The 22,077-nt window shown below is 72.1% G+C and carries 24 protein-coding genes and 1 pseudogene; 7 read left to right on the top strand and 18 right to left on the bottom strand.

Annotated elements, in window-relative coordinates; genetic code table 11:
• Window positions 1-2: 2 nt before the first annotated feature.
• The 5 genes from AB0K37_RS16115 to AB0K37_RS16095 form a co-directional block, all read right to left on the bottom strand.
• Window positions 3-998 carry an NAD-dependent epimerase/dehydratase family protein gene (locus tag AB0K37_RS16115; RefSeq protein ID WP_345185812.1) on the bottom strand — a complete coding sequence of 332 codons (996 nt, stop codon included), beginning with the start codon at window positions 996-998 and terminating at the stop codon, window positions 3-5.
• A gap of 49 nt (window positions 999-1,047) precedes the next feature.
• On the bottom strand, window positions 1,048-1,146 hold the full coding sequence (locus AB0K37_RS16110; protein ID WP_018654693.1) for an AURKAIP1/COX24 domain-containing protein: 99 nt from the start codon (window positions 1,144-1,146) through the stop codon (window positions 1,048-1,050).
• 371 nt (window positions 1,147-1,517) lie between these two features.
• A complete protein-coding gene (locus AB0K37_RS16105; RefSeq protein ID WP_021591693.1) occupies window positions 1,518-1,721 on the bottom strand; it encodes a helix-turn-helix domain-containing protein in 204 nt (67 codons plus the stop codon).
• Between the two features lie 361 nt (window positions 1,722-2,082).
• Entirely contained in the window at window positions 2,083-2,919 is an 837-nt protein-coding gene (locus AB0K37_RS16100; RefSeq protein ID WP_363980918.1) for a phosphatase, read from the bottom strand.
• A gap of 29 nt (window positions 2,920-2,948) precedes the next feature.
• Window positions 2,949-4,163: an acetoin utilization protein AcuC gene (locus AB0K37_RS16095; protein ID WP_363980915.1), complete on the bottom strand. Its 1,215-nt coding sequence runs from the start codon at window positions 4,161-4,163 to the stop codon at window positions 2,949-2,951.
• A 169-nt stretch (window positions 4,164-4,332) separates the two neighbouring features.
• Between AB0K37_RS16095 and AB0K37_RS16090 the strand changes: the two genes are divergently transcribed.
• Window positions 4,333-5,331 (top strand): alpha/beta hydrolase, encoded by a 999-nt coding sequence (locus AB0K37_RS16090; RefSeq protein WP_363980912.1) that lies wholly within the window; start codon window positions 4,333-4,335, stop codon window positions 5,329-5,331.
• Here AB0K37_RS16090 and AB0K37_RS16085 read toward each other — a convergent pair.
• From AB0K37_RS16085 to AB0K37_RS16045, 9 genes are all read right to left on the bottom strand, one after another.
• Window positions 5,328-5,483, bottom strand: a complete 156-nt coding sequence (locus AB0K37_RS16085; RefSeq protein WP_363980909.1) for a hypothetical protein — start codon at window positions 5,481-5,483, stop codon at window positions 5,328-5,330. The genes AB0K37_RS16090 and AB0K37_RS16085 overlap by 4 nt on opposite strands.
• 190 nt (window positions 5,484-5,673) lie before the next feature.
• Window positions 5,674-6,108: a hypothetical protein gene (locus tag AB0K37_RS16080; protein WP_363980906.1), complete on the bottom strand. Its 435-nt coding sequence runs from the start codon at window positions 6,106-6,108 to the stop codon at window positions 5,674-5,676.
• A 67-nt stretch (window positions 6,109-6,175) separates the two neighbouring features.
• Entirely contained in the window at window positions 6,176-6,970 is a 795-nt protein-coding gene (gene proC, locus AB0K37_RS16075; protein WP_363980903.1) for a pyrroline-5-carboxylate reductase, read from the bottom strand.
• 102 nt (window positions 6,971-7,072) lie between these two features.
• Complete coding sequence (locus AB0K37_RS16070) at window positions 7,073-7,993, bottom strand: proline dehydrogenase family protein (protein ID WP_363980900.1); 921 nt, start codon at window positions 7,991-7,993, stop codon at window positions 7,073-7,075.
• A gap of 61 nt (window positions 7,994-8,054) precedes the next feature.
• The gene (locus AB0K37_RS16065) at window positions 8,055-9,218 is read right to left on the bottom strand and encodes an LCP family protein (protein ID WP_363980897.1); all 1,164 of its coding nucleotides are present in this window, start codon (window positions 9,216-9,218) and stop codon (window positions 8,055-8,057) included.
• 121 nt (window positions 9,219-9,339) lie between these two features.
• Window positions 9,340-10,074 carry an ABC transporter permease gene (locus AB0K37_RS16060; RefSeq protein WP_363980894.1) on the bottom strand — a complete coding sequence of 245 codons (735 nt, stop codon included), beginning with the start codon at window positions 10,072-10,074 and terminating at the stop codon, window positions 9,340-9,342.
• Window positions 10,071-10,820 carry an ABC transporter ATP-binding protein gene (locus AB0K37_RS16055; RefSeq protein ID WP_363980891.1) on the bottom strand — a complete coding sequence of 250 codons (750 nt, stop codon included), beginning with the start codon at window positions 10,818-10,820 and terminating at the stop codon, window positions 10,071-10,073. The genes AB0K37_RS16060 and AB0K37_RS16055 overlap by 4 nt, the downstream gene beginning before the upstream one ends.
• Window positions 10,821-10,923: 103 nt before the next feature.
• Window positions 10,924-11,523, bottom strand: coding sequence for a TetR family transcriptional regulator (locus AB0K37_RS16050; protein WP_363980888.1), 600 nt, complete (start codon window positions 11,521-11,523; stop codon window positions 10,924-10,926).
• On the bottom strand, window positions 11,520-12,407 hold the full coding sequence (locus tag AB0K37_RS16045) for a sugar phosphate isomerase/epimerase (RefSeq protein WP_345185728.1): 888 nt from the start codon (window positions 12,405-12,407) through the stop codon (window positions 11,520-11,522). Before AB0K37_RS16045 ends, AB0K37_RS16050 begins: the two co-directional genes overlap by 4 nt.
• A gap of 129 nt (window positions 12,408-12,536) precedes the next feature.
• Here AB0K37_RS16045 and AB0K37_RS16040 point away from each other — a divergent pair, with 129 nt between their 5' ends.
• The 4 genes from AB0K37_RS16040 (at window position 12,537) to disA (ending at window position 17,034) form a co-directional block, all read left to right on the top strand.
• The gene (locus tag AB0K37_RS16040; RefSeq protein WP_363980885.1) at window positions 12,537-13,235 is read left to right on the top strand and encodes a class I SAM-dependent methyltransferase; all 699 of its coding nucleotides are present in this window, start codon (window positions 12,537-12,539) and stop codon (window positions 13,233-13,235) included.
• 36 nt (window positions 13,236-13,271) lie between these two features.
• Window positions 13,272-14,348 (top strand): alpha/beta hydrolase, encoded by a 1,077-nt coding sequence (locus tag AB0K37_RS16035; protein ID WP_363980882.1) that lies wholly within the window; start codon window positions 13,272-13,274, stop codon window positions 14,346-14,348.
• A gap of 59 nt (window positions 14,349-14,407) precedes the next feature.
• A complete protein-coding gene (radA, locus tag AB0K37_RS16030) occupies window positions 14,408-15,838 on the top strand; it encodes a DNA repair protein RadA (RefSeq protein WP_363980879.1) in 1,431 nt (476 codons plus the stop codon).
• A 113-nt stretch (window positions 15,839-15,951) separates the two neighbouring features.
• Window positions 15,952-17,034, top strand: a complete 1,083-nt coding sequence (disA, locus tag AB0K37_RS16025) for a DNA integrity scanning diadenylate cyclase DisA (protein WP_179845771.1) — start codon at window positions 15,952-15,954, stop codon at window positions 17,032-17,034.
• 177 nt (window positions 17,035-17,211) lie between these two features.
• Here the strand turns inward: disA and AB0K37_RS16020 are convergent, their stop codons facing one another.
• Entirely contained in the window at window positions 17,212-17,823 is a 612-nt protein-coding gene (locus AB0K37_RS16020; RefSeq protein ID WP_363980876.1) for a hypothetical protein, read from the bottom strand.
• A gap of 69 nt (window positions 17,824-17,892) precedes the next feature.
• Here AB0K37_RS16020 and AB0K37_RS16015 point away from each other — a divergent pair, with 69 nt between their 5' ends.
• On the top strand, window positions 17,893-18,771 hold the full coding sequence (locus tag AB0K37_RS16015) for an A/G-specific adenine glycosylase (protein WP_363980873.1): 879 nt from the start codon (window positions 17,893-17,895) through the stop codon (window positions 18,769-18,771).
• Between the two features lie 33 nt (window positions 18,772-18,804).
• On the opposite strand, the gene AB0K37_RS16010 is transcribed toward AB0K37_RS16015, so the two are convergent.
• Window positions 18,805-19,923 carry an NADAR family protein gene (locus AB0K37_RS16010; protein ID WP_363980870.1) on the bottom strand — a complete coding sequence of 373 codons (1,119 nt, stop codon included), beginning with the start codon at window positions 19,921-19,923 and terminating at the stop codon, window positions 18,805-18,807.
• A gap of 171 nt (window positions 19,924-20,094) precedes the next feature.
• On the opposite strand from AB0K37_RS16010, the gene add reads away from it, so the two are divergent.
• Window positions 20,095-21,087: an adenosine deaminase gene (add, locus tag AB0K37_RS16005; protein ID WP_363980867.1), complete on the top strand. Its 993-nt coding sequence runs from the start codon at window positions 20,095-20,097 to the stop codon at window positions 21,085-21,087.
• A 109-nt stretch (window positions 21,088-21,196) separates the two neighbouring features.
• Here add and AB0K37_RS16000 read toward each other — a convergent pair whose 3' ends face one another.
• Window positions 21,197-21,586, bottom strand: a complete 390-nt coding sequence (locus tag AB0K37_RS16000; protein WP_363980864.1) for a VOC family protein — start codon at window positions 21,584-21,586, stop codon at window positions 21,197-21,199.
• A 143-nt stretch (window positions 21,587-21,729) separates the two neighbouring features.
• Window positions 21,730-22,077: pseudogene (locus AB0K37_RS15995) on the bottom strand (NDP-hexose 4-ketoreductase); the annotation flags it as partial.

Below are 22,077 nucleotides of genomic sequence, written 5' to 3'. Positions count from 1 at the left end.
GGTCAGGTCCGTCCCAGCAGGGCCGTCAGGCCGCCGCGGACGAAGCCGCGGGCGGCGGCGAAGTCGGCGAAGGCGGCCTCGGAGCTGTACTTCGGGTGCCACGCGAGCTCGCGCTCCAGGGCGGTGGTGTCGAGGACCCGGCCGTAGGTCAGCCAGCGCAGCAGCTCGGGCGAGAACCCCGACAGGCCGGCGAAGCGGCGCCCCATGTCGCCGAGGACCGCGATGGACGGCGACGGGACCGGCAGGTAGGGCCGCCCGGCGCGGCGCAGGGCCTGCGACAGCAGCAGCACGCCGTCCCCGGCGACGTTGTAGCAGCCGGGGTGGTCCTCGACCGTCATGCGCCGCAGCACCTCGACGCCGTCGTCCTCGTGGACGAACTGCAACCGCGGGTCGAACCCGAGCACGGTCGGGACGACCGGCAGGCGCAGGTACCGGGTGAGGGGCGAGTCGACGCCGGGCCCGAGGAAGTTCGCGAACCGCAGCACCGACACGGCCAGGTCGGAGCGTCGCCGCATCAGCCCGCGGACGTAGCCCTCGACCTCGACGGCGTCCTTGGCGTAGCCGGACCTGGGCGCCTCGACGGGCTCGTCCCGCTCGGTGAACACGGCCGGGTCCATCGGGGAGGAGCCGTAGACGGCGGCCGACGACCGGACGACCAGCTTGCGCATGTCGGGCGAGCGCTGGCAGGCCGCGAGCAGCTGCATCGTCCCGATGACGTTCAGCTCCTTGACCTTCGCCCGCGGAACCGACGAGGACGTCACCAGGTTGAGGTGCACCACCGTGTCCACCGCGGCCGACGAGATGATCTTCGCGATGCCGGGCGTGCGGATGTCGACCCGGACGAACTCGGTGCGGCCGAGCGACTCGGCCGGCGGCACCGTGTCCACCCCGATGACACGCTCGATCCCCGGGTCGGCTTGCAGGGTGTTCGCGACCCGCGCCCCCAGGAAACGGGAGACGCCCGTGACGAGGACGACACGGGCCGCGGCGGCGGGCATGGACGACACTGGGCCCTACCCCTTCACGGCTGGACGGCCGGTGTGGTCGCTACTTCTTGTTGCGGCGCTGGATGCGCGTCTTCTTCAGAAGCTTGCGGTGCTTCTTCTTGGCCATCCTCTTGCGGCGCTTCTTGATGACAGAGCCCACGGAACCTCGCTCGGAGTCTCGGGTGATGTGCAGGAGACGGGCGTGCCGCCGGAGAGCGAGTCTCGGCAAGCGGGCACGGTCCGAGGCCCCAGGGTACCGCTGCGTGGGTGGAGATCATGCCGCGGCCTGCCCCGCGGCCTCGGGACGGCCGGCGCGGACGGCGGCCGGCACCGCGCGTCGCACGGCGCCGGGCACTGTCCCTTCCGGGCGGGCGTGGCCGCCGGCCATCGCCCGTCCGCTCGGTGTCCGGACCGTTCTGCCGGTCCTCGTCCTGCTTCCCCAGCTTCGGGACGGCCCCTCGGGGCCCTCCCGACGCCCCCTGCGCGGCCGGGTGCTGAGTTCGCGGCGGGGTCATGCCCCGCCCCTACCCGTTATCCGGCTTCGATGTACGCGTCGCGCAGGTAATCGTGGACGGCCTGCTCGGGAACCCGGAACGAGCGGCCCACGCGGATCGCGGGGAGCTCGCCCGAGTGGACGAGGCGGTAGACGGTCATCTTGGACACCCGCATCACCGCCGCCACTTCGGCGACGGTCAGGAACCTGACCTCGCTCAGAGGTCGCTCGCCTGAGGTCATCGGACGCCCTCTTCCACACGTGCCGCGCACCGGCCCTTCGGGTGACTTTGATCACGCACGTGTACTTCCTCCAGCGTAAATCGCGTACCGGCAGTCGCAAGAGGGGAGTTCCGCACATTTCCGTACCCGACCTGACCGCGGGGATACAGTGCTGATTCCTTACACAGGGTGGACGCGACGGCACCACGCGTGGCTCGACGAAAATTTGTCAACCGAAACCACGAAACGACCTTCGGTTCCGCAGTGTCAGATGTCTCTCGGCAAGCCCATGCGCCCCGTTACGGCAACCCTGTCACAGGGCGTGACAGGCGAGCGGTCGCCACCCAGGCGTCCCCACGGAGTAAGCCTCCGGATCGGCGCCTCAGCCGGACGGCCGCAGGCCCGCGCGATCAAGGATGTAGGCGGTCAGGGGCGCGTAGTGGTGCGCGGAGACACCGTCGTCGAGCGGGACGACCACGTCGATCTTGCCCTCGGCGGCCCCGGCGAACAGGGCCGGGTCGTTACAGTCCGCGAACCCCACGGTGTCGATGCCCGCCTGCCCGGCCGCTCCGGCCCAGCCGTGGTCGGCTATGGCCAGATCCGGCCAAATATCTGGTTTAGCTTCCGCATTTCTCCCGGACCCGCTATCGGCGAGCTCCCTGAGCATGGCCTCCATCGGGCGCGAGTCGTGCGTGTGGTGCGTGCGGAGATCCTCGCCCTCCAGCATCGCGACACCGGGGGAGGCGTAGACGATGCGGCGCAGCTCCGAGCCGCCGTACCCGGCGTCGACCTCGTAGGTCCAGCCGGCCGCGGGCGTCAGCACCCGGCAGCCCGCCTCCCCCAGCGCCCGCGCGACCGCCTGGTACAGCGGCGTCAGCGTGGACGGATGCCCGGTCGCGAGGAGCACGCGCTCCCCGCGCCGGGCCGCGAGGCCGATGCGCTCCCCCATCGCCTCCAGCGTGTCGAGCGTGATCTCGGGATCGATGGTGTCGTCCCCGTACAGGTGCATCGGATCGGGGTGGACGCCGCACCGCTCGACCATCATCTCCAGCACGGACCGCTCCGACCACGAAGGCTTCAGCTCCAGGCCGAACTGGTAGTACGGGTTGCCGTTGGCCATCCGCCGGTAGTGCAGCAGGTTGTTCTGGCGTGGCGTGGCCACGTCGCCGGCGATCATCGTCCGGACGAGGTGGGCGCGCAGTTCGTCCCTGGTCGGCACCGGACCCGCGGACCCGGGAGCGGGCCGGTTCACTCGTCGGTCATCGGGTCGAGGCCGTGCTCGGGGAACACCGCGCGGCGCGTCGCCAGCACCGCCTGGTCCACGGGGCTGCCGGGGTCGTACCCGTCCCCCCACCTGCTGATCTCCACCGTCTCCGTCCCGTCCGTCATGCGGCGCGGGGCGATCTCCTCGGTCCGCTGCCGGACGAACTCGCGCCAGTCGTCCGGGGTCGCGGTGCCCGGCGGGACGGGGCCGCCCGCCGCCTCGGCGAGCAGGTGCGTCCACGCCCGCGGGACGACCTGGACCAGCTCGTAGCCGCCGCCGCCGGTGAGCACCCACCGGCCGCCGGCCGTCTCGTGCGCCAGCCGGTGCAGCATCGAGTACGCCGTCCGCTGCCCGTCCACGCTGAGGATCAGATGGGCGAGCGGGTCGAGCGCGTGGCCGTCGGCCCCCTGCTGGGTGACGAGGACGTCCGGGCGGAACCGGCGCAGCAGCGGCGGGACGATCGCCTCGAACGCGCGCAGCCACGGCCGGTCGCCGGTGCCGGGCGGAAGCGAGATGTTGACCGAGGTGCCGTCCGCGCCGGTCTCGTCGGGGAAGCCGGTTCCGGGGAACAGCGTCCGCGGGGACTCGTGCAGGCTGATCGTCAGCACGCGCGGGTCGTCGTAGAAGGCGGCCTGGACGCCGTCGCCGTGGTGGACGTCGATGTCGACGTACGCGACGCGCTCGGCCCCGTTCTCCAGGAGCCACGCGATCGCGACGGCCGGGTCGTTGTAGACGCAGAACCCGCTGGCGGCGTCGCTCAGCGCGTGGTGCAGGCCGCCCGAGATGTTCGCGGCGTGCTCGGCGCGGCCCGTCCACACCGCCTCGGCGGCGGCCACCGACGCGCCCGTCACCAGGGCGGACGCCTCGTGCATGCCGAGGAACACCGGGTTGTCGGGGGTGCCGAGGCCGTGCCCGAGCTCCGGCAGCCCGGTGGCGCCGGAGTGCTTGACCGCCGCGATGTAGGACTCCTCGTGGACGAGCCGGAGCAGCTTGTCGTCCGCGGCCTCGAACGCCGAGACCCGCACGTTCGGGCGGTCCAGGACGCCGAGCCCGCGGGCGAGCGCCATCGTCAGCTCGACCCGCACGGGGTTCATGGGGTGGCCGGGGCCGAAGTCGTAGGAGATGAGCCGCTCGTCCCAGAAGATCTCCAGCCCGCAGTTCTCGGGACCGGCGGACTGGGACGAATCGGAACTGCTCATGAACTCACGGTATCGCGCAGGGCATGTGACCTGGCCCACAACGTCCGCCTCGCGGGCGCGGCGCCACCCCCCGCCCCGAGGCCGCCGCCCGCAACTTATCTGTGACGTGAGTTACATGCCGGAAACGGGCATACCGCCAGCAGGCATATATCTCCTCCGGGGGGTGCACATGGACGGCGACCCGAGCGTTCGAAGCCGAGCGATCAGCAACGCGCTCCGTCTGGGCGTCCGCCCGCTCCTGCACTACCTTCCCGGCCACGCCACGAGCATCCGCACCGCGCGCTCGACGGTGGACGCCGCGTCCCTGCTGCTGCGGCACAGCCCCCACGTGCGGGTCGAGTCGCTGAACTCCCCGGCGCCCGGGGACGACGGCGGCCTCCCGGTCAGGGGCGAGTGGATCGTTCCGCGCGACGCCGCGGAGGAGAAAGCCCCCGGAGCCGTCCTCTACCTGCACGGCGGCGGCTACGTCTTCTGCTCGCCCCGCACCCACCGCCCCATCACCTCGCGGCTCGCGCTCGACACGGGCCTGCCGATCCTCGCCCCCCGGTACCGGCTCGCGCCCGAGCACCCGTTCCCGGCACCGCTGGAGGACGCCGTCGCCGCCTACCGCTGGCTGCTCGCGCGGGGCGTGCCGGCGTCCGGCATCGTCCTCGCGGGCGACTCGGCGGGCGGGCACCTGTCCGCCGCGCTGACCGGCGAACTGTGCCGCCAGGGCCTGCCGGGCCCGGCCGGGCTCATGCTGTTCTCCCCGTGGGTCGACCTGACCTGCGAGCTGTCGATGGGCGCCCAGAGCCGCGCCCGCGACCCCTACATCAGCGCGTCGTCGGCGCGCCGGGTCGCCCGCCTCGTCGTCGGTCCGACCGGGTTCGAGGACCCGCGGCTGGCCCTGCTCACCTGCGCCTGGAAGGACATGCCGCCCGTCCTCATCCAGGTGGGCGGCGCCGAGGTCCTGCGCACCGAGGCCGAGGCGTTCGCCGACGCCCTGCGCCGCGCCGGCGCCCACTGCGACCTCCAGATCTGGAAGGGGCAGATGCACGTCTTCCAGATCCTCAACCGCGTCCTCCCGGAGGCGAGCGCCGCCATGCGGGACGCCGCCCACTTCGTCCGGACCGTCACGGGCGGGACGGGCAAGCACCCCCGGGCGAGGAAGCGCTCCAAGGCCGCCTAGTCCCGGCGGTCCCGCCGCTTCGCCAGGAGCCCGGCCAGCAGGGCGGCCGCGTGGTCGGCCATGAAACGCGGGACCCGCGCCCTGAGCAGCGCCCTGTGCAGGGCGGACGCCGGGAGCGGAGTCTCGCTCGGACGTTCGCGCCGTTCATCCATCCGGGCCCCCAGAAATCCAAGATCAAATCGATGGTAGCCGGGCGGGCCCGGCCATGCCGCCGAAATAGTGATCTTTTCCTACGCCGCGCACGGACCTCGTCACGCTCGGTCCGCATCGCGCGGCGCCACTCCGCAGGCTTTCCGCTCGGCGCGCCTTTCCGGTTCCCGCCCAGGCGCTCGCGGCTCAGGGTCAGAAGCGGCCGGCGGGCTCGGGGTCGAGGACCTCGTCGCCCGCACGGCGGCCGCGTCCGGCGGTGAGGAAGCCCACCAGCGCGGCCAGCGCCGCGCCGCCCTCGCCGGCGAGGCTGATCGTCTTTTCGAGGTACCAGACGGGTTCGTGCATGTCCGGCAGCGGGCCGAGCGCGCCCACGTCGACGTAGTAGTAGAGCACGACGGCACCCGCCGCACTGGCCGCGACGAGGAAGGCGAGCGCGTACGCCCAGCGGGTCCCGTAGGTGAGGACGATCACCGCGACCACCCCGGCGACCGCGGCCTGGACGCGGAACAGCAGGTCTCCGTCGACGGAGCCGCCCTGCACGAAGGCCATGTCGGGCGCGAACTTCCAGTGCACGATCGCGTCGGCCGCCAGCCCGGCGGCGACGATCAGGCGGAGTATGAGTCCCATACCTCTTACACGGACGCGGCTCCGGCCCGGCTCAATGCTCGGGGCATTCCCGGAGGCCGTCACGGGATCAGCCGCTCGCGAGCTCGCGCCCCCGGTTGCGGGCCGCCTCGATGGCCTCCAGGACGGCGGCCCTGACGCCGTGCCGCTCCAGCTCGCGGATCGCCGAGATCGTCGTCCCGCCCGGGGACGTCACGGCCTCCCGCAGCAGCACCGGGTGCTCCCCGGAGTCGCGGAGCATGATCGCGGCGCCGACCGCCGACTGGATGACCATCTCCAGCGCGGCGGCGCGCGGCATGCCGAGCAGGATGCCCGCGTCCACCATCGCCTCGACGAGGTAGTAGAAGTACGCCGGCCCGCTGCCCGACAGGGCCGTGGCGCCGTCCTGCAGCGACTCGGGGATGCGCAGCACCTTGCCGACCGGCGACAGCAGCTCCTCGGCCAGCTTCAGGTGCTCCTCGCCCGCGTGCGACCCCGGCGAGATGACGCTCATCGCCTCGTCCACGTGGACGGGCGTGTTCGACATGACGCGGACGACGGGCACCCCCTCCGGCAGCCGCGCCTCGACGAACCCCGTCGTGATGCCCGCCGCCATCGAGATCACCAGCCGGCCGGGCGGCACGTGCCGGCCGACCTCGTCCAGCAGGGCCCCCATGTCCTGCGGCTTCACCGCGAGGACCAGCGTCTCGGCCGTCGCGGCGGCCTCCGCGTTCGACACGACCTCGACGCCGTAGCGCTCCCGCAGCAGCGCCCCCCGCTCCTCCCGGCGCGCGGTGGCGATCAGCTCGGACGGGCGGCGGCCGGCCCGGAGCACTCCGGACAGCAGCGCCTCGCCCATCTTCCCGGCACCCAGAATCGCGATCATCGACATACCTTGACGTGGGGTTCCAAACGACCAGTCCAGCCTATCGCCGGGCCGGCCGGCGCCGCCCCGCGACCGGCCACGGGACCGCCCCCTGGGGCCGCCCTAGGACCGCCCCATGAGGGAGCGCATGAAGAAGCGCAGGTTGGCGGGCCGCTCGGCGAGCCGGCGCATGAAGTACTGGTACCACTCGCGGCCGTAGGCGACGTAGACGCGGACCTGCGCGCCCTCCGCGGCGAGGCGGCGCTGCTCCTGCGGGCGGATCCCGTAGAGCATCTGGTACTCGAAGGCGTCGTCGTCGCGGTCGTTCAGCACCGACAGCGCACCGGCGATCTCGATGAGCCGCGGGTCGTGCGTGGCGAGCATCGGGTACCCCTTGCCTGCCATCAGCACCTTCATGCACCGCACGTACGACCTGTCGACCTCCTCCCTGTCGGTGAAGGCGACCGCCGCGGGCGCCGCGTAGGCGCCCTTGCACAGCCTCACCCGCGACCCCTCGTAGGCCAGTTCCGCGCAGTGTTCCTCTGCGCGACGCAGATACGCCTGGACGACCGCGCCCACGTCCGGGTAGTCCCGCCGCAGTTCGTGGACGACTCCCAGCGTCGAGTCGACGGTCGTGTGCTCCTCCATGTCGAGGGTGACCGTCGTGCCGGCCGAGCGGGCGGCGGCGCACACCCGCCGCGCGTTCTCCAAGGCGAGGCCTTCGTCGAAGGTCCGCCCGATGGCCGACAGCTTGAGCGACACCTCGGCGCGCGTCCCGAGCCCGGCGGCGCCCAGCCGTCCCAGAAGCTCGACATAGTGCGCGGCGTTCGCCTCGGCGCGGCCCTCGTCGTGCGTGTCCTCGCCGAGGACGTCCAGGCTGACGAGCAGGCCCTCGCCGGTCAGCCCGCCGGTGACGCGCAGGGCGTCGTCGATCGTCTCACCGGCGACGAAGCGGCGGACCACGTCGCCGGTGAACGGCGCGGTCTCCACCACCCTGCGCGCGCCGCCGCTGCGCGACGCGACCAGCAACGCCTGACGAAGCACTGTGCGAACCCCTCGTCCCCTGGGCCTACCGTCCCAGGTTATGCCGCCGGGACCCGGGGGCTCACGACACGGTGCCGAGGCTGTTCCCGGCGCCGTACCGCTGCACGTACTCCTTCATCCGCGCGGTCTTGACCGCCTCGAAGAGGGCCTTCGCCTTCGCCCCGTCCAGGAACACGACGCTCTGCCGCTTGCGCATGCCGGTTCCCTTGTGCGGCAGCGTCATGAACATCACGTCGGACGCGCGGACGCTGCGCATGCTGAGCGCCAGCGAGCGCAGGTCGCCCGCCGACACCCCCTCGTCCACGCTGATCGACTTGGTGAGCGCCGACAGGAACCGGTCGAGCTTCAGCGGGTTGGTGAGCGTGCCCCGGTCGGCGGCCTGCTTGGCGAGCGCGCCGAGGAACGCCTGCTGCCGCTTGATCCGGTCGAAGTCGCCGTTCGGCAGGTTGTAGCGCTGCCGGACGAACAGCAGCGCGTCCTCGCCGTTCAGCTTCTGCCGTCCCGCCTCCCAGCGCTTCTTGCGCGCCGGGTCGTACACGCCCTGCTTGATGTTGACCGTGACGCCGCCGAGCGCGTCCGTCATCGACTTGAAGCCCTCGAAGTCGATCGCCCCGTAGTGGTCGATGCGGATGCCGGTGAGGTTCTCCATGGTCTCGATCAGCAGTTTCGGCCCGCCGAACGAGAACGCCGCGTTGATCTTCTGCGGACCGTAGCCGGGGATCTCCACCCACGAGTCGCGCGGGAACGAGACGATGTAGGCCTTCTTCCGGTCCGCCGGAAGGTGCAGCAGCATGATCGTGTCGGTGCGCTGCTGCCCCGGCTTCCAGACCTGATTGCCCTCGCCGGTCGTCGCGTCGGCCCGCGAGTCCGAGCCGACGAGCAGCCAGTTCTCCGTCCCCTCGACGTTCGCGCCCGGGCGGTTCGGGGAGTCGTCCGGCATCACGCCCTTGAGCCGGTCGATGTTGCCGTTGTAGGACGACTGCCGCTGCCACGCCAGCCCGCCGAGCCCGGCCACGACCAGCGCCACGAACACCCCGACCGCGATCAGGACGCGCGGCCACCGCCGCTTGCGCCGCGTCTCGCCGCCGCCGTCCGAGCCGCCGCCCCAGAACGCGGCGTCGGCGTCGCCCCCCGGGGCCTCCGGAGCGCCGGCCCCCGCGGGCGCGGGAGCCCCCTCGCCGGGCCGCGGCGGCACCTCGGGGCCGTGAAGATCTGGGGAGGTCATGGCGCGAAGCTACCAGCCGCACCGGGCAGGGATGGCCGACTTCGGCCCACCTGTCCGGTTGCGGCGTAACCGGTCGTCCGTGTAAACCCGGTCCCCCGTTCGGGGGTCGGACGCCGGGCGCTCACCCGCTCCGGCGGCGGAGGGTCACCGCCCCCAGCAGGAGCGCGACCACCACGAAGGCGGCGATCACGGAGACGTCCAGGGCGAGGGTGCCGGTGAAGTCGGGACTGGCGCTGATCTCCTGCATGCCCTCGACCGCGTAGGACAGCGGCAGCACGTCCGCGATCGCCTGCAGCCAGGACGCCATGTCCCCGCGCGGGACGATCAGGCCGCAGAGCAGCAGCTGCGGCAGGACGAACGCCGGCATGAACTGGACGGCCTGGAACTCGGTCCGGGCGAAGGCGCTGGCGAACAGCCCGAGGGCCATGCCGAGCAGCGCGTCCAGGAGGGAGACCAGGACGAGGGACGCCAGCGAGCCGTTCAGGTCGAGGCCGAGCCACGTCAGCGAGACGGCCAGCACGACGGCGACCTGGACGAGCGCGAGCAGGCCGAAGGCCAGCGCGTAGCCGAGCAGCAGGTCGAGCTTGCCGAGCGGCATCGTCATCAGCCGTTCGAGGGTGCCGCCCGTGCGCTCGCGGAGGGTGGCGACGCTGGCCACGACGAACATGACCGTGAAGGGGAACAGGCCGAGCAGCATCGGCCCGATCCGGTCGAAGACCATCGGCTGGTCGAACACGTACCGCAGCAGGATCATCAGCAGCGTCGGCACGCCGATCAGCAGGGCGAGCGTGCGGTGGTCGTGCTTGAGCTGCGCCAGGATGCGGCGCATCGTGGCGAACGTGATCGCGGCGCTCATGACGGGCTCCCGGCCTTCTCGTGGATCAGGTGGAGGAACGCCTCTTCGAGGTCGGCGGCCCCGGTGCGCGAGCGCAGGCCGTCCGGGGTGCCGTCGGCGAGGACCTCGCCCTCGCGCATCAGCAGCAGCCGGTCGGTGCGCCCCGCCTCGTCCATGACGTGGCTGGACACGACCAGGGTGGCGCCCCGCTCGGCCAGCTCGCGGAACAGCTCCCACAGCTCCTGCCGCAGCACCGGGTCGAGCCCCACGGTCGGCTCGTCCAGGACGAGCAGCTCGGGCGCGCCGAGCAGCGCCACGGCGAGGTTGACGCGGCTGAGCTGCCCGCCCGACAGCGTCGCCGCCGTCTGGTCGCGGCTGCGGCCGAGCCCGACCTCGTCGATGACGCGGGCCACGTCCGAGCGCGGGGCGCGCAGGACGGACGCGAAGTAGCGCAGGTTCTCGGCGACGGTGAGGTCGGCGTAGACGGCCGGCGTCTGCGTCGAGTACCCGACGCGGCGCCGCAGGCCGGGCGACCCGGCGGGCTCGCCGAGCACGCTCACCTCGCCGCTCCGCACGATCTGGACGCCGACGAGCGCCCGCATCAGGGTCGTCTTCCCGCAGCCGCTCGGACCCAGCAGCCCCACGATCGAACCGCGCGGGACGTCGAAGGTGATCCCGTGCAGCACCTCCCGGCCGCCCCGGTCGACCCGCAGGTCGCGCACCTCCACCGCGGCCCCGGACGCGCCCGCCGGTCTAGAACTCATCATGTGTTGAATTTAAGCGGACGCGAGGGCGCGGTCAAGGGGCCGAAGGTCCCGCCGGAAAGGGGAACGCCCCGCCCGAGACGGCGGGGCGGAGAAGGGTGAAGCCTCAGGAGGTGAGGTAGCGCTGGAGGGTCGGGGCCACCAGCTCGATCAGCTCGTCCTCGGAGGCGGAGGCCAGGGGCTCGACGCGCAGCACGTAGCGCAGGATCATCAGGCCGATCATCTGGCCCGCGGCCGCCTGGATCGCGAGCGGCGCCGCCTCCGTGGCCTGCGAGGCCCGCCCGAACAGCGCGGACGTGACGAACTCGCGCAGCAGCACCACCGCCCGCTCGTTCGTCATCGCCGAGCGGAGCATCGCGAGCATCGGGGCGCGGCGGTCCTCGTCCCCCCAGACCTGGAGGAAGATGCGGACCATCGCCTCGCCGATGCGGTCACGGGGGAACGACATGATGCGCGGCAGCAGCACGGACGGATCCACCGGAAACCGCATCGCCTCGACGAACACGCCCTCCTTGTTGCCGAAGAAATGGTGCACCAGCGCGGGGTCGACCTCCGCGGCGCGGGCGATGGCGCGCAGCGACGCGCCGTCGTAGCCCTTCTCGGCGAACAGGTCCCGCGCCGCGGCCAGGATCTTCTCGCGCGTCTCCGTCGGACCGGGCCTGCGCCCCGGGCCCCGCCCCCGCGCCCGGCCCTCCGGGTCGCTCACCGGCGCACGCCCCGGCGGGTGATCTCCCCGGCCGAGGTGACCTCCCAGGTGTGGGCGGCGGCGGCCAGGTGCAGGCGCGCGAACGCGAGGGCCTCGGCGAGGTCCTCCATCCGCTCGATCCGGCTCGACGCGCGCCGCGTGTTGACCTCCAGGACGATGTGCCCCTTGAACCCGCCCTCGGCGAGGTTCTCCAGCATCGTCCCGCACGGCTGGTTTCCCCGGCCGGGGACGAGGTGCTCGTCCTTGTTCGTGATGCCGACCCCGTCGGCGAGGTGGATGTGGCGCAGACGGTCGCCCAGGCTCCCCGCCATGTCGATGGCGTCCGACCCCGAGACGGCGGTGTGCGACAGGTCGAGGGTCACGTGCGGGTAGTCCTGGTCGACGGGGTTCCAGTCGGGCAGGTACATGCCCGCCTCGGCGCCGCGCGCCTTGAGCGGGAACATGTTCTCGACCGCGAACAGCACGTCCGTCTCGTCCTGCATGCGGGCGAGGCCCTCGACGAACTCCTTTGCGTAGTCGCGCTGCCAGCGGAACGGCGGGTGCACGACGACGACCTCGGCGCCCAGTTCCTCGGCGACGTCCTTGGAGCGCACCAGCTTGCCCCACGGGTCGCGCCCCCAGACCCGCTGGGTGAGCAGAAGGCACGGCGCGTGGATCGACTTGATGGGGACCTGGTGGTAGTCCGACAGCCGGCGCAGGACGTTCAGGTCCTGCGACGAGGCGTCCGTCGAGACCATGACCTCGATGCCGTCGTAGCCCAGCAGCGAGGCGATCTCGAAGGCGCTCGGGACCTTCTCCGGGTACACCGACGCTGTGGAGAGCGTGATCGGGGCGTCCGGTACGCGGAGCGCCGGTGAAGGGGCGCCGTTGTGCTGCGGGGCCAAGGCTTCCTCGCCATGAATGATCGCTCGACTGTGTCGTAGAAGAGAGCCTATGCCGCCGCGGCCGTGATGAAACACTCGCCGGGAGTGATCTCGCTTGCTCCGCCTGCGGCGCGGCTACCCTCTGTCTCCGTGGCCGAGATCGCGCGGGGCGCCGTGCCCAGCCCCAACATCTGGAACTCCCCCCAGGTCTACGAGCTGGAGAACCTCGCCGTCGACCCCGACGGCGTGCTGGCCGACGCCATGCGCGCGATCCGCCCCTGGGACGGCGCCGACGTCCTCGACGTCGGCTGCGGCACCGGCTTCCACCTGCCGTTCTTCGCCGAGGACGCGCGCCGGGTGATCGGCGTGGAGCCGCACGCCGGACTCGCCTCGGCCGCCGCGCGCCGCACGCGGGACCTTCCCAACGTCACCGTGCGCACGGGCGCCGCCCAGGCGCTGCCGCTCCCGGACGCGTCCGTCGACGTCGCCCACGCGCGGTGGGCCTACTTCTTCGGCCCCGGATGCGAGCCGGGCCTCGCCGAACTGGACCGGGTCGTCCGGCGGGGCGGCGCGATCCTCATCATCGACAACGACGCCACCCGCTCCACGTTCGGCCGCTGGTTCCAGCGGAGCCTGCCGAAATACGACCCCGCCGCCGTCGAGCGGTTCTGGACGCGGCGCGGCTTCCACCGGGAGCCGCTGACGATCCGGTGGGCGTTCCAGAGCCGCGAGGACCTGGCCGCCGTCCTGCGGATCGAGTTCCCCCGCGATCTCGCGGACGCCTGCCTGCGCGAACACCCCGGCCTCGAGGTGGACTATGCCGTGAATTTGTGGTGGCGTTGCCCCTGAGTTACCAGTCGGTTGGGAATTCGGGAGGAACGCACCATGGGTCGCGCCGCCGCCACGAGCCGAGTCACCGCCGGGAGGGCGCTCGGCGGTCTCCTCGCCGCCACCGCCCTCGGCGCGGCCGGCGCCGGCGCCGGGCTGGTCGCCCAGCGCCGCGCCATGCGCCGCCTGCAACTGCGCCCCGACCCGTTCGCGGGCGAGCCGTTCGGGTCGCTGCGCGGACGCCCGCTGCCCGTCCGCGCCGACGACGGCACCCGCCTGTACGCGGAGATCGACGGGGAGGACCGCACCGACCTCGCCGTCGTGTTCTGCCACGGCTGGACGCTCACCCAGGACTCCTGGCACTTCCAGCGCAAGGCCCTGCGCGGCCTCGGCCGCCTCGTCTTCTGGGACCACCGCGGCCACGGCCGCTCCGACGGCGGCGCCCGCGACGGCTACGCCGTCCCCCGCCTGGCCCGCGACCTCGGCGCCGTCATCGAGGCGACCGTCCCCGCCGACACCCCCGTCGTCCTGGTCGGCCACTCGATGGGCGGCATGACCATCATGCGGTACGCCGACGAGAACCCCGAGCTGGTCGGACGCAAGATCCTCGCGGCCGGGCTGCTGTGCACGTCGTCCGGCGGCCTCGGCGAGATCACGCTCGGCATGCCCGCGCTCATCGCCCGCACCACCCACCGCCTCATGCCCGCCGCCCTCGGCGCGCTCGGCGCCGGCTCGGGCGTCGTCGAGCGCGTCCGCCACCTCGGCCGCGACGCCGCCGCCCTCGTCGAGGACCTGGTCGCCTTCGGCCCGGACGCCAGCCCCGCCGCGGTCGCCTTCGCCGAGCAGATGATGACCGACACCCGCATGGACGCCTTCGTCGACTTCTTCCGCTCCATGATCACCACCGAGGTGATCAGCGAGTGCGCGTCCCTCGGCGGCGCCGACACCCTGGTCATCGGCGCGGAGAACGACATGCTCACCCCGGTCGAGCACAGCCTGAAGATCGCCTCCTGCGTGCCGTCCGGGCGGCTGGAGGTCGTCCCCGGCGCCGGGCACATGGCGATGCTCGAACGTCCGAGCATCGTGTCCGACCACCTCGGCGACCTGATCGAACGGGCCCGCAAGGAGAGCTGACCCACCTCATCCCGCGTGCGGGATGAATACTGTCGGTGCCCGGCTCTACGCTTCCGCGCATGGCGAAGGCGAAGACGGCCAAGGCCGCCTACCGGTGCTCGGAATGCGGATGGCAGACCTCCAAGTGGGTCGGGCGCTGCGGCGAGTGCCAGACATGGGGAACGGTCACCGAGGCCGCGTCGGCGACCCCCGCCCGGGTCGTGTCGGCCGGGCCGGTCAGCTCCCCGGCCCGCCCGATCGGGCAGGTCGACGTGCGGTCCGCGCAGACGCGCCCCACCGGCCTGGACGAACTCGACCGCGTCCTCGGCGGCGGCATCGTCCCCGGAGCCGTCCTGCTGCTGGCGGGCGAGCCCGGCATCGGCAAGTCGACGCTGCTGCTGGAGGTCGCCGCCCTGGCCTCGACGCCGTCCGCCGAGGCCGCGGGCTCCGAAGGGGGCAACGTCCTGTACGTCACGGGCGAGGAGTCGGCCGAGCAGGTCCGGCTGCGCGCCGACCGCGTCGGCGCGATCACCGACCGGCTGTACCTCGCGGCCGAGACCGAGCTCTCCGCCATCCTCGGCCACATCGAGTCGGTCGATCCCGGGCTGCTCGTCGTCGACTCCATCCAGACGATCGGCACCTCCGAGGCCGACGGCGCGCCCGGCGGCGTCACCCAGGTCCGCGAGGTCGCCGCCAACCTGATCAGGGTCGCCAAGGAGCGCGGCATGACCGTCGTGCTGGTCGGCCACGTCACCAAGGAGGGCTCGATCGCCGGGCCGCGCCTCCTGGAGCACCTGGTCGACGTCGTCCTGTACTTCGAGGGCGACCGGCACTCCCGGCTCCGCATGATCCGCGCCATGAAGAACCGGTACGGCCCCACCGACGAGCTCGGCTGCTTCGACCTGTCGGAGGTCGGCATCGTCGGGCTGCCCGACCCGAGCGGCCTGTTCCTCACCCGCCGCGAGGAGGCCGTCCCCGGAACCTGCGTCACCGTCACCCTCGAAGGGCGCCGCCCCCTCGTCGCCGAGGTGCAGTCCCTCGTCGCGAAGTCGCACCTGCCCGCGCCGCGGCGCGCCACCTCCGGGCTCGACACCTCCCGCGTCGCGATGGTCCTCGCCGTCCTCGCGCAGCGCTGCAAGATCTCCATGCACGAGCAGGACGTGTACGTCTCGACCGTCGGCGGCGTCCGGCTCGCCGAGACCTCCGTCGACCTGGCCCTCGGCCTCGCCGTCGCGGGCTCCACCGTCGAGCAGGCCCTTTCCACCAGCCTCATCGCGCTCGGCGAGGTGGGCCTCGCCGGAGAGGTCCGCATCGTGCCCGGCGTCCAGCGGCGGCTGGCCGAGGCGGCCCGGCTCGGGTTCAAGTACGCCGTCATCCCGCGCGGCTCCCTCGAACTGGCCGACGGGCCCCTCAAACGCGCGGATCCGCAGCTCAGCAGCTACGAGGGCATGAAGGTCATGGAGGTCGACAGCCTCCAGCAGGCTCTGCAGGTCGCGTTTACCGCGCCCTGACAGGCGTCCCGCCAGAGTATTACTTCACACAACGCACGCTTGCGACCTGGGGAGGAACCAGTGCGCGGCCCGCCTCGGTAAACTGGCGCCGTCCAGCGACCTCCGGGGGCCAGGTGCCATCACACGACAAGGGTCATGACGAACGACGCCGCGCCACACTGGCCGCGGTGGCTCCCGGCACCCAGATCCGGGACGGACTGGAGCGCATCCTGCGGGGCCACACCGGCGGCCTGATCGTGCTCGGCTACGACAAGCCCGTCGCGGAGCTGTGCACGGGCGGCTTCGAGCTCGACGTCGAGTTCTCCGCCACGCGGCTGCGCGAGCTCGCCAAGATGGACGGCGCGATCGTCCTCGACGACAGCCACACCCGCATCGTCCGCGCCGCCGTCCACCTCGTGCCGGACTCCACCCTCCCCACCGAGGAGTCGGGGACCCGCCACCGCACCGCGGAGCGCGTCGCCCGCCAGACCGGCCTGCCGGTCATCTCGGTGAGCCAGTCGATGCACATCATCGCGCTCTACCTCGACGGCATCCGCTACGTCCTGGAGGACTCGGCGGCCATCCTCTCCAAGGCCAACCAGGCCCTGGCGACGCTCGAACGCTACAAGCTGCGCCTCGACGAGGTGTCCGGCACGCTGTCGGCGCTGGAGATCGAGGACCTCGTCACCGTCCGCGACGTCAGCGCCGTCGTCCAGCGCCTGGAGATGGTCCGCCGCATCGCCGACGAGATCGAGGGCTACGTCGTCGAGCTCGGCACCGACGGCCGCCTGCTGTCCCTCCAGCTCGACGAGCTGGTCTCCGGCGTCGACGTCGACCGGCAGCTGATCGTCCGCGACTACCCGTCCGACGACACCCGCACCCGCGGCGTGGACGCCATCCTGTCGTCCCTCGACACCCTGTCGGCCAACGAGCTGCTCGACCTCTCCACGGTCGCCGAGGTGATGGGCTTTGCCGGCCCGGACGCCCTCGACCTGCCCGTCAGCCCCAAGGGCTTCCGGCTGCTCGCCAAGGTCCCGCGCCTGCCGAGCATGGTCGTCGAACGCCTCGTCGAGCACTTCGGCGGCCTGCAGAAACTCCTGGCCGCCAGCATCGACGACCTCCAGGCCGTCGGCGGCGTAGGCGAGTCCCGCGCCCGCAGCGTCCGCGAGGGCCTCTCCCGCCTGGCCGAATCATCCATCCTCGAACGCTACGTCTGACCCCACCGTCCCCAAACGGCCAGCACAACCAGCGGCGCGGGGCAGCGCAGGCCGCGGGAAGGCCGAGTGGCAGCGCGGGTCACCATATTCGGCGACGCGGGCAGCGCAGCACGAGGCAGCGCAGGCGGCGGGCAGCGCGGTTGCCGGCCTAGACCGGCCCAGCTGGGGGCGGGGTGGTTAGCGGAGGGTGAAGATTTGTTTTCTCGCCCTCGCGCCTTTCAGCGTGGCCACGTAGGTGCCGGGGCGGGCTCGGACGGTGTTCTTGCAGTCGCGTCGGCGGTCCCAGACGACGTCGTCGACGTAGGGGATGCCGCGCCGGAGCGTCGCCTTGGGGGCGTCGCCCTTGCGGCACTTGCCCGACGACCAGACGCGGTCCGCGCCGGAGGTGATGCGGACCTCCAGCGATCCCGTGTCGAACGCGCAGGAGCCGTCGCGCGTGCTGACGACCGTGACCCGGAACTCCGGACGCTCGGACCCCGCGTAGACGTTCTTCGCGGCGGACATGTTGACCACGAGGTCACCGCGGTCGCAGGGGCCGCCGTCGGCTTGCTCCGGCTCGGGCGTGGTCGTCGTGGTGACGGTGACCGTCGGCATCGCGCTCGGCGGCGGGGCGCTCGTGCGCTCGGCCGCGCCCGCGTCGCGGCCCGGCTTCTCCTCCCCGGCGCCTCCCTGGCACGCCCAAGCGAGCAGGCCCACGGCCCCGAGGACGCCTGCCAGGGCCCACACGCGCCGGCGCCAGTATTGATCGAGTCCGGAGCCGTCCTGGTCGCGCTCAGTGTTCGCCCCCATGCGGGCAGTATGCATTCACCCGGGCGGGAAGAGCGGGCGACCCGCCGCGTGCCACAATGGCGGCGCGCCATGAACACCGAATCCGCTCTCACCACGCCGATCCTCGCCTGGTACGACGCGAACGCACGGGACCTTCCGTGGCGGGCGCCGGACGCGACCCCCTGGGGCGTCCTCGTCAGCGAGATCATGCTCCAGCAGACACCGGTCTCCCGCGTCCTGCCCGTCTGGGAGGCCTGGACGACCCGCTGGCCGACGCCCGCCGCGCTCGCCGCCGAACCGTCCGGCGAGGCCGTCCGCGCGTGGGGCCGGCTCGGCTACCCGCGCCGCGCGCTGCGCCTCCACGAGGCCGCCCGCGCGATCACCGAACGGCACGGCGGCGACGTCCCCTCCTCGCACGCGGACCTGCTGGCGCTTCCCGGCATCGGCGCCTACACCGCCGCCGCCGTCGCCAGCTTCGCGTTCCGGCAGCGGCACGCCGTCCTCGACACCAACGTCCGCCGCGTCCTGGCCCGGCTGCTCTCCGGCGCCGAGTACCCGCCGAAGTCCCAGACCAAGGCCGAGGTCGAGCTCGCGGAGAGCCTCCTGCCGCTCGACCCGCCGACCGCCGCCCGCTGGGCCGTCGCGGTCATGGAACTGGGCGCGCTGGTCTGCACGGCCCGTTCACCACGCTGCGTCGACTGCCCCGTCATCGACAGGTGCACGTGGCAGCTGAGCGGCCGTCCCGCCTACGACGGGCCGCCGCGAAGGGGCCAGACGTACGCCGGCACCGACCGGCAATGCCGGGGCCGCCTCCTGGCCGTCCTGCGGGACGCCGAGCACCCAGTCGAGAAACCGGCCCTGGACGTCGTCTGGTCGGACGCCGTCCAACGCGAACGCGCCCTGGACACCCTCATCGCGGACGGCCTGGTCGACCCCTTGGAAGACGGCCGCTACGCCCTTCCCGGCTGAATTTTCGCGGCCGTCCGCAAGGGATCCCTCTTCTCAGGGGAATGGCAGGCCGGCTCTCTGTGCGCGTATTTCAGAGCGGACTAGCTCCAGCAGCCGACCCACCCAGTTGCGGCCTTTGTCTCCGCGCGTGATCCAGTGGTCGGATTCGATCCCGCCATACCCGATGGGGGCGTCTCCCGTGCTGAGAAGAATCTCCGCCAGCTCGGGATGCCGCGCGTATTTCGCGCGCATGAGGCCGGCCATCACCGCCGTCCTGACCTGCGGCCATCCCTGGACGCGGGACGCCTCTTCAGCGAGCTTCCGGGCGTCGTAGGGGCGTTCCGCCGCACGAATCCGCTCCCGGACCTGGGGATCCTCGGTGGACAGGGCCCAGTAGGCGTGCGTGACCGACGGGTAGACGACGCCGCCGGCCTCGATCGGGGCAGGGTAATCGTTCTGCAGGGCGTCGACCCCAGGGTTCTCCGGCCATCCTCGCGGAAACACGCGCCCGCCCAGGTGAATCATCCCGCCCGAGGGTTCCTGGGGATCGTCCCCCGACCTCTTCGATTCGTATTCGACGCGCGCGCGGGCCTCCTTCGCGAAGTAATCCAGAGCCCATTCCCGCATGGCTTCGGTCACCACGTCATCGTCGAACCAACCGCCGATCGGGCGCTCACCGACATCGGTGCAGAGAAAGACCAGCGGCCGGTCCTTGTTGTCCATGTCACCGAGCGAGTAGTGGCGCTTGTGGGCGGGAATCGCCAGGTAGGCCTCGCGCAGCGCCAGCCGGTCGGCCTCGTCCCGCGACTCCAGGTACCGGTCCAGCGCCGCCAGGCAGCGGTCGGTGGAATCCGGCCGGTCGTTCAGCCGCTCGATGTCGTCGGCCACCTCCCCCAGCAGCATCTCCGCGGTGAGGCCGAACATCGGCCCGGCGGCCTTCCACCGGCCGAGCTCGAACGCGCTGATCTCACCGCCGTCGGGTACCTCCGTCACCACCCAGCCGCATTCGAGCTTCTCCCGGAGACCCTTCAGGTCGACCCACTCCCAGCAGTTGATGGCGCCGTCCGCGAACACCAGCAAATTTGTGAGGTGGTAGGAGCCGTTGTGGATGAAGACGGGCCGCGCGACGCCCTCGATGCGCCGCCCGTCCTCTGTCCGGTGGATCCGTAGCAACAGGGAAACTCCTCAATCCTCATTCGGGGAAGCGAAGCGCAGCCGCTCGGCCGCCGTCACCTCACCAGGGGGCCGAACCGCGCGCATTCGGTCGATCTTGGGCCGGTCTTCCCCCGCCGGTCAACGAAAATTCGCTCGTCAGCGCAGGGCTCCGGCTCGTACCGTACGGCAGTGCGCGATCTGCTGACCCTGCCCAAAGCCCACCTGCACGTCCACCTTGAGAGCACCGTCCGCGGCGCCACTCTCCGCGAGATCGGCGCCGCCAACGGCGTGCCGGTCCCCGACGACCTCGGCGCGTTCGGCGACTTCGCCTCCTTCTTCGCGCAGAACGACCTCGTCCGCGCCTGCCTGCAGCGCCCTGAGGACTTCCGCCGCATCGCCTACGAGTTCTGCGAGGACGAGGCGGCCCAGGGCGTCCGGTACGCCGAGGTCTCGTTCACGGCCGCCGCGCACGGCGAGCGCCTCGGGGACCTCGGCATGCCTCTGGCGGCCGTCCTGGAGGGCCTTGAGGCGGGCCAGGAAGCCTTCGGCATCGAGTGCCGCCTGATCCTCGACCACTCCCGTCGCCGCTCCGTCGAGCGCGCCTGGCGGACCCTGGACCTCGCCCGGCGTCACGAGCGCGTGGTCGCCGTGGGCCTCGCCGGCGACGAGGCCCACCCCGGCGACCCGTTCACCGAGGTCTTCGCCGCCGCCCACGACGCCGGGCTCCACGTCGTCCACCACGCGGGAGAGGGTGAGGGCCCGGCCAGCATCCGGCAGGCACTCGGCCCCGGCCGCACCGAGCGCCTGGGCCACGGCATCCGGATCCTGGACGACCCCGACCTGGTGGCCGAGGTCCGCGAACGCGGGATCCCCCTGGAGGTCTGCCCGTCCTCCAACGTCGCCCTGGGATTCGTCCCGTCCCTGGACGCGCATCCCCTCCCCCGCCTCCGCGAAGCCGGCCTGCTGGTCACTCTCAACACCGATATCCCAGCACTGATCAACACCCCCCTCGCCACCGAGTACGCGCACGTCCGCGCCACTTTCGCCTACGACGACCCCACCCTGGCCGACCTGGCCCGAGCATCGGTCACCGCCTCCTTCGCCCCGCCTCAGACCAAGAAGGCCCTCCGAGAGGCGATACAGGACTGGCTCGCCACCCCGCCCCCCTCCCCTTCGAAGTGAGCGGGCGGGATGTTCGGATGGCGATCTGGTCGCGCACTGGGCCTCCCTGAAGTCACCTTCAGGGTTCACGAGAGCGGCGGGCGTCGGAGACCGAACGGCGTTCTGTGGATTAACCCACCGGCGTCTCCGGCTCGCGCGTGAAGAGGCAGAACAGGTGCCCCGCCGGGTCCTGGTAGACCCGGAAGTCGTCACCCGGCTGGAAGTCGGCCAAGACGGCGCCCACTGCCTCGGCGTGCTTTCCGGCGGCGTCCACGTCGTCCACCTCGAAGTCCAGGTGGGCCATCTGCAGCTGGGCGCCCTCCGCGGCGGGCCACGTGGGGGGCTTGTAGAGCGGCTCTGTCTGGAACGACAGGCCGGTTCCGCCGCCGGGGGGACGCAGCTTCACCCAGTCGGGCTCGTCCTGCACGACCGTCCAGCCGAGGAGGCGCTGGTAGAAGTCCGCCAGCACGTGGGGGTCGGGGGCGTCGAGGACGGGGGCGGAGAGGGTCAGACGGCTCATGGCGGCTCCCGAAGACAGTCGATCTTGTGAGGGGAAGCTGCCCAGGAGAAACGCGAACATGCGAGCCGCGAACATGCGAGCCGCGAACATGCGGAAGGCCCGCGACCGGAGGGAACCGGTCGCGGGCCTTCGCGCGCGGGACGTCAGTCCTTGTTGAAGTTGACCGCGCCCTCGATGGGCGGCGGGCTGTCCGGGACGGTCGACGGCTTCGGCACGCCCTTGAAGGTGAACTTGGCGTTCTCGGCCGTGTCGGTGTTGTCGGGGTCGAAGCCCTCGGTGCCGACGATGACGATCTGGCCGGGCTTGAGCTCGTTGTAGAGGATCTTCTCCGACAGGGTGTCCTCGATCTCGCGCTGGATGGTGCGGCGCAGCGGCCGCGCTCCCAGCACCGGGTCGTAGCCGCGGATCGCGAGCAGGTCCTTGGCCTCCTGCCGCAGCTCGATGCCCATGTCGCGGTCGTGGAGCCGCTGGTCGACCTTGGCGATCATCAG

Source organism: Actinomadura sp. NPDC049753 (assembly GCF_040674655.1).
In the GTDB taxonomy this organism is placed as follows: domain Bacteria; phylum Actinomycetota; class Actinomycetes; order Streptosporangiales; family Streptosporangiaceae; genus Spirillospora; species Spirillospora verrucosospora.
The sequence above is the reverse complement of the archived record's forward strand: the minus strand, read 5'-3'. Positions and strand labels throughout refer to the sequence as shown.

Coding starts and splice junctions, on each gene's coding strand:
- AB0K37_RS16000 (WP_363980864.1), bottom strand. CDS start 21,586: ATGAGCCGTCTGACCCTCTCCGCCCCCGTCCTCGACGCCCCCGACCCC.
- AB0K37_RS16090 (WP_363980912.1), top strand. CDS start 4,333: ATGGACGGCGACCCGAGCGTTCGAAGCCGAGCGATCAGCAACGCGCTC.
- AB0K37_RS16115 (WP_345185812.1), bottom strand. CDS start 998: ATGCCCGCCGCCGCGGCCCGTGTCGTCCTCGTCACGGGCGTCTCCCGT.
- AB0K37_RS16065 (WP_363980897.1), bottom strand. CDS start 9,218: ATGACCTCCCCAGATCTTCACGGCCCCGAGGTGCCGCCGCGGCCCGGC.
- AB0K37_RS16105 (WP_021591693.1), bottom strand. CDS start 1,721: ATGACCTCAGGCGAGCGACCTCTGAGCGAGGTCAGGTTCCTGACCGTC.
- proC (WP_363980903.1), bottom strand. CDS start 6,970: ATGATCGCGATTCTGGGTGCCGGGAAGATGGGCGAGGCGCTGCTGTCC.
- AB0K37_RS16080 (WP_363980906.1), bottom strand. CDS start 6,108: ATGGGACTCATACTCCGCCTGATCGTCGCCGCCGGGCTGGCGGCCGAC.
- AB0K37_RS16095 (WP_363980915.1), bottom strand. CDS start 4,163: ATGAGCAGTTCCGATTCGTCCCAGTCCGCCGGTCCCGAGAACTGCGGG.
- AB0K37_RS16015 (WP_363980873.1), top strand. CDS start 17,893: ATGAACACCGAATCCGCTCTCACCACGCCGATCCTCGCCTGGTACGAC.
- AB0K37_RS16055 (WP_363980891.1), bottom strand. CDS start 10,820: ATGATGAGTTCTAGACCGGCGGGCGCGTCCGGGGCCGCGGTGGAGGTG.
- AB0K37_RS16085 (WP_363980909.1), bottom strand. CDS start 5,483: ATGGATGAACGGCGCGAACGTCCGAGCGAGACTCCGCTCCCGGCGTCC.
- AB0K37_RS16020 (WP_363980876.1), bottom strand. CDS start 17,823: ATGGGGGCGAACACTGAGCGCGACCAGGACGGCTCCGGACTCGATCAA.
- AB0K37_RS16060 (WP_363980894.1), bottom strand. CDS start 10,074: ATGAGCGCCGCGATCACGTTCGCCACGATGCGCCGCATCCTGGCGCAG.
- radA (WP_363980879.1), top strand. CDS start 14,408: ATGGCGAAGGCGAAGACGGCCAAGGCCGCCTACCGGTGCTCGGAATGC.
- AB0K37_RS16035 (WP_363980882.1), top strand. CDS start 13,272: ATGGGTCGCGCCGCCGCCACGAGCCGAGTCACCGCCGGGAGGGCGCTC.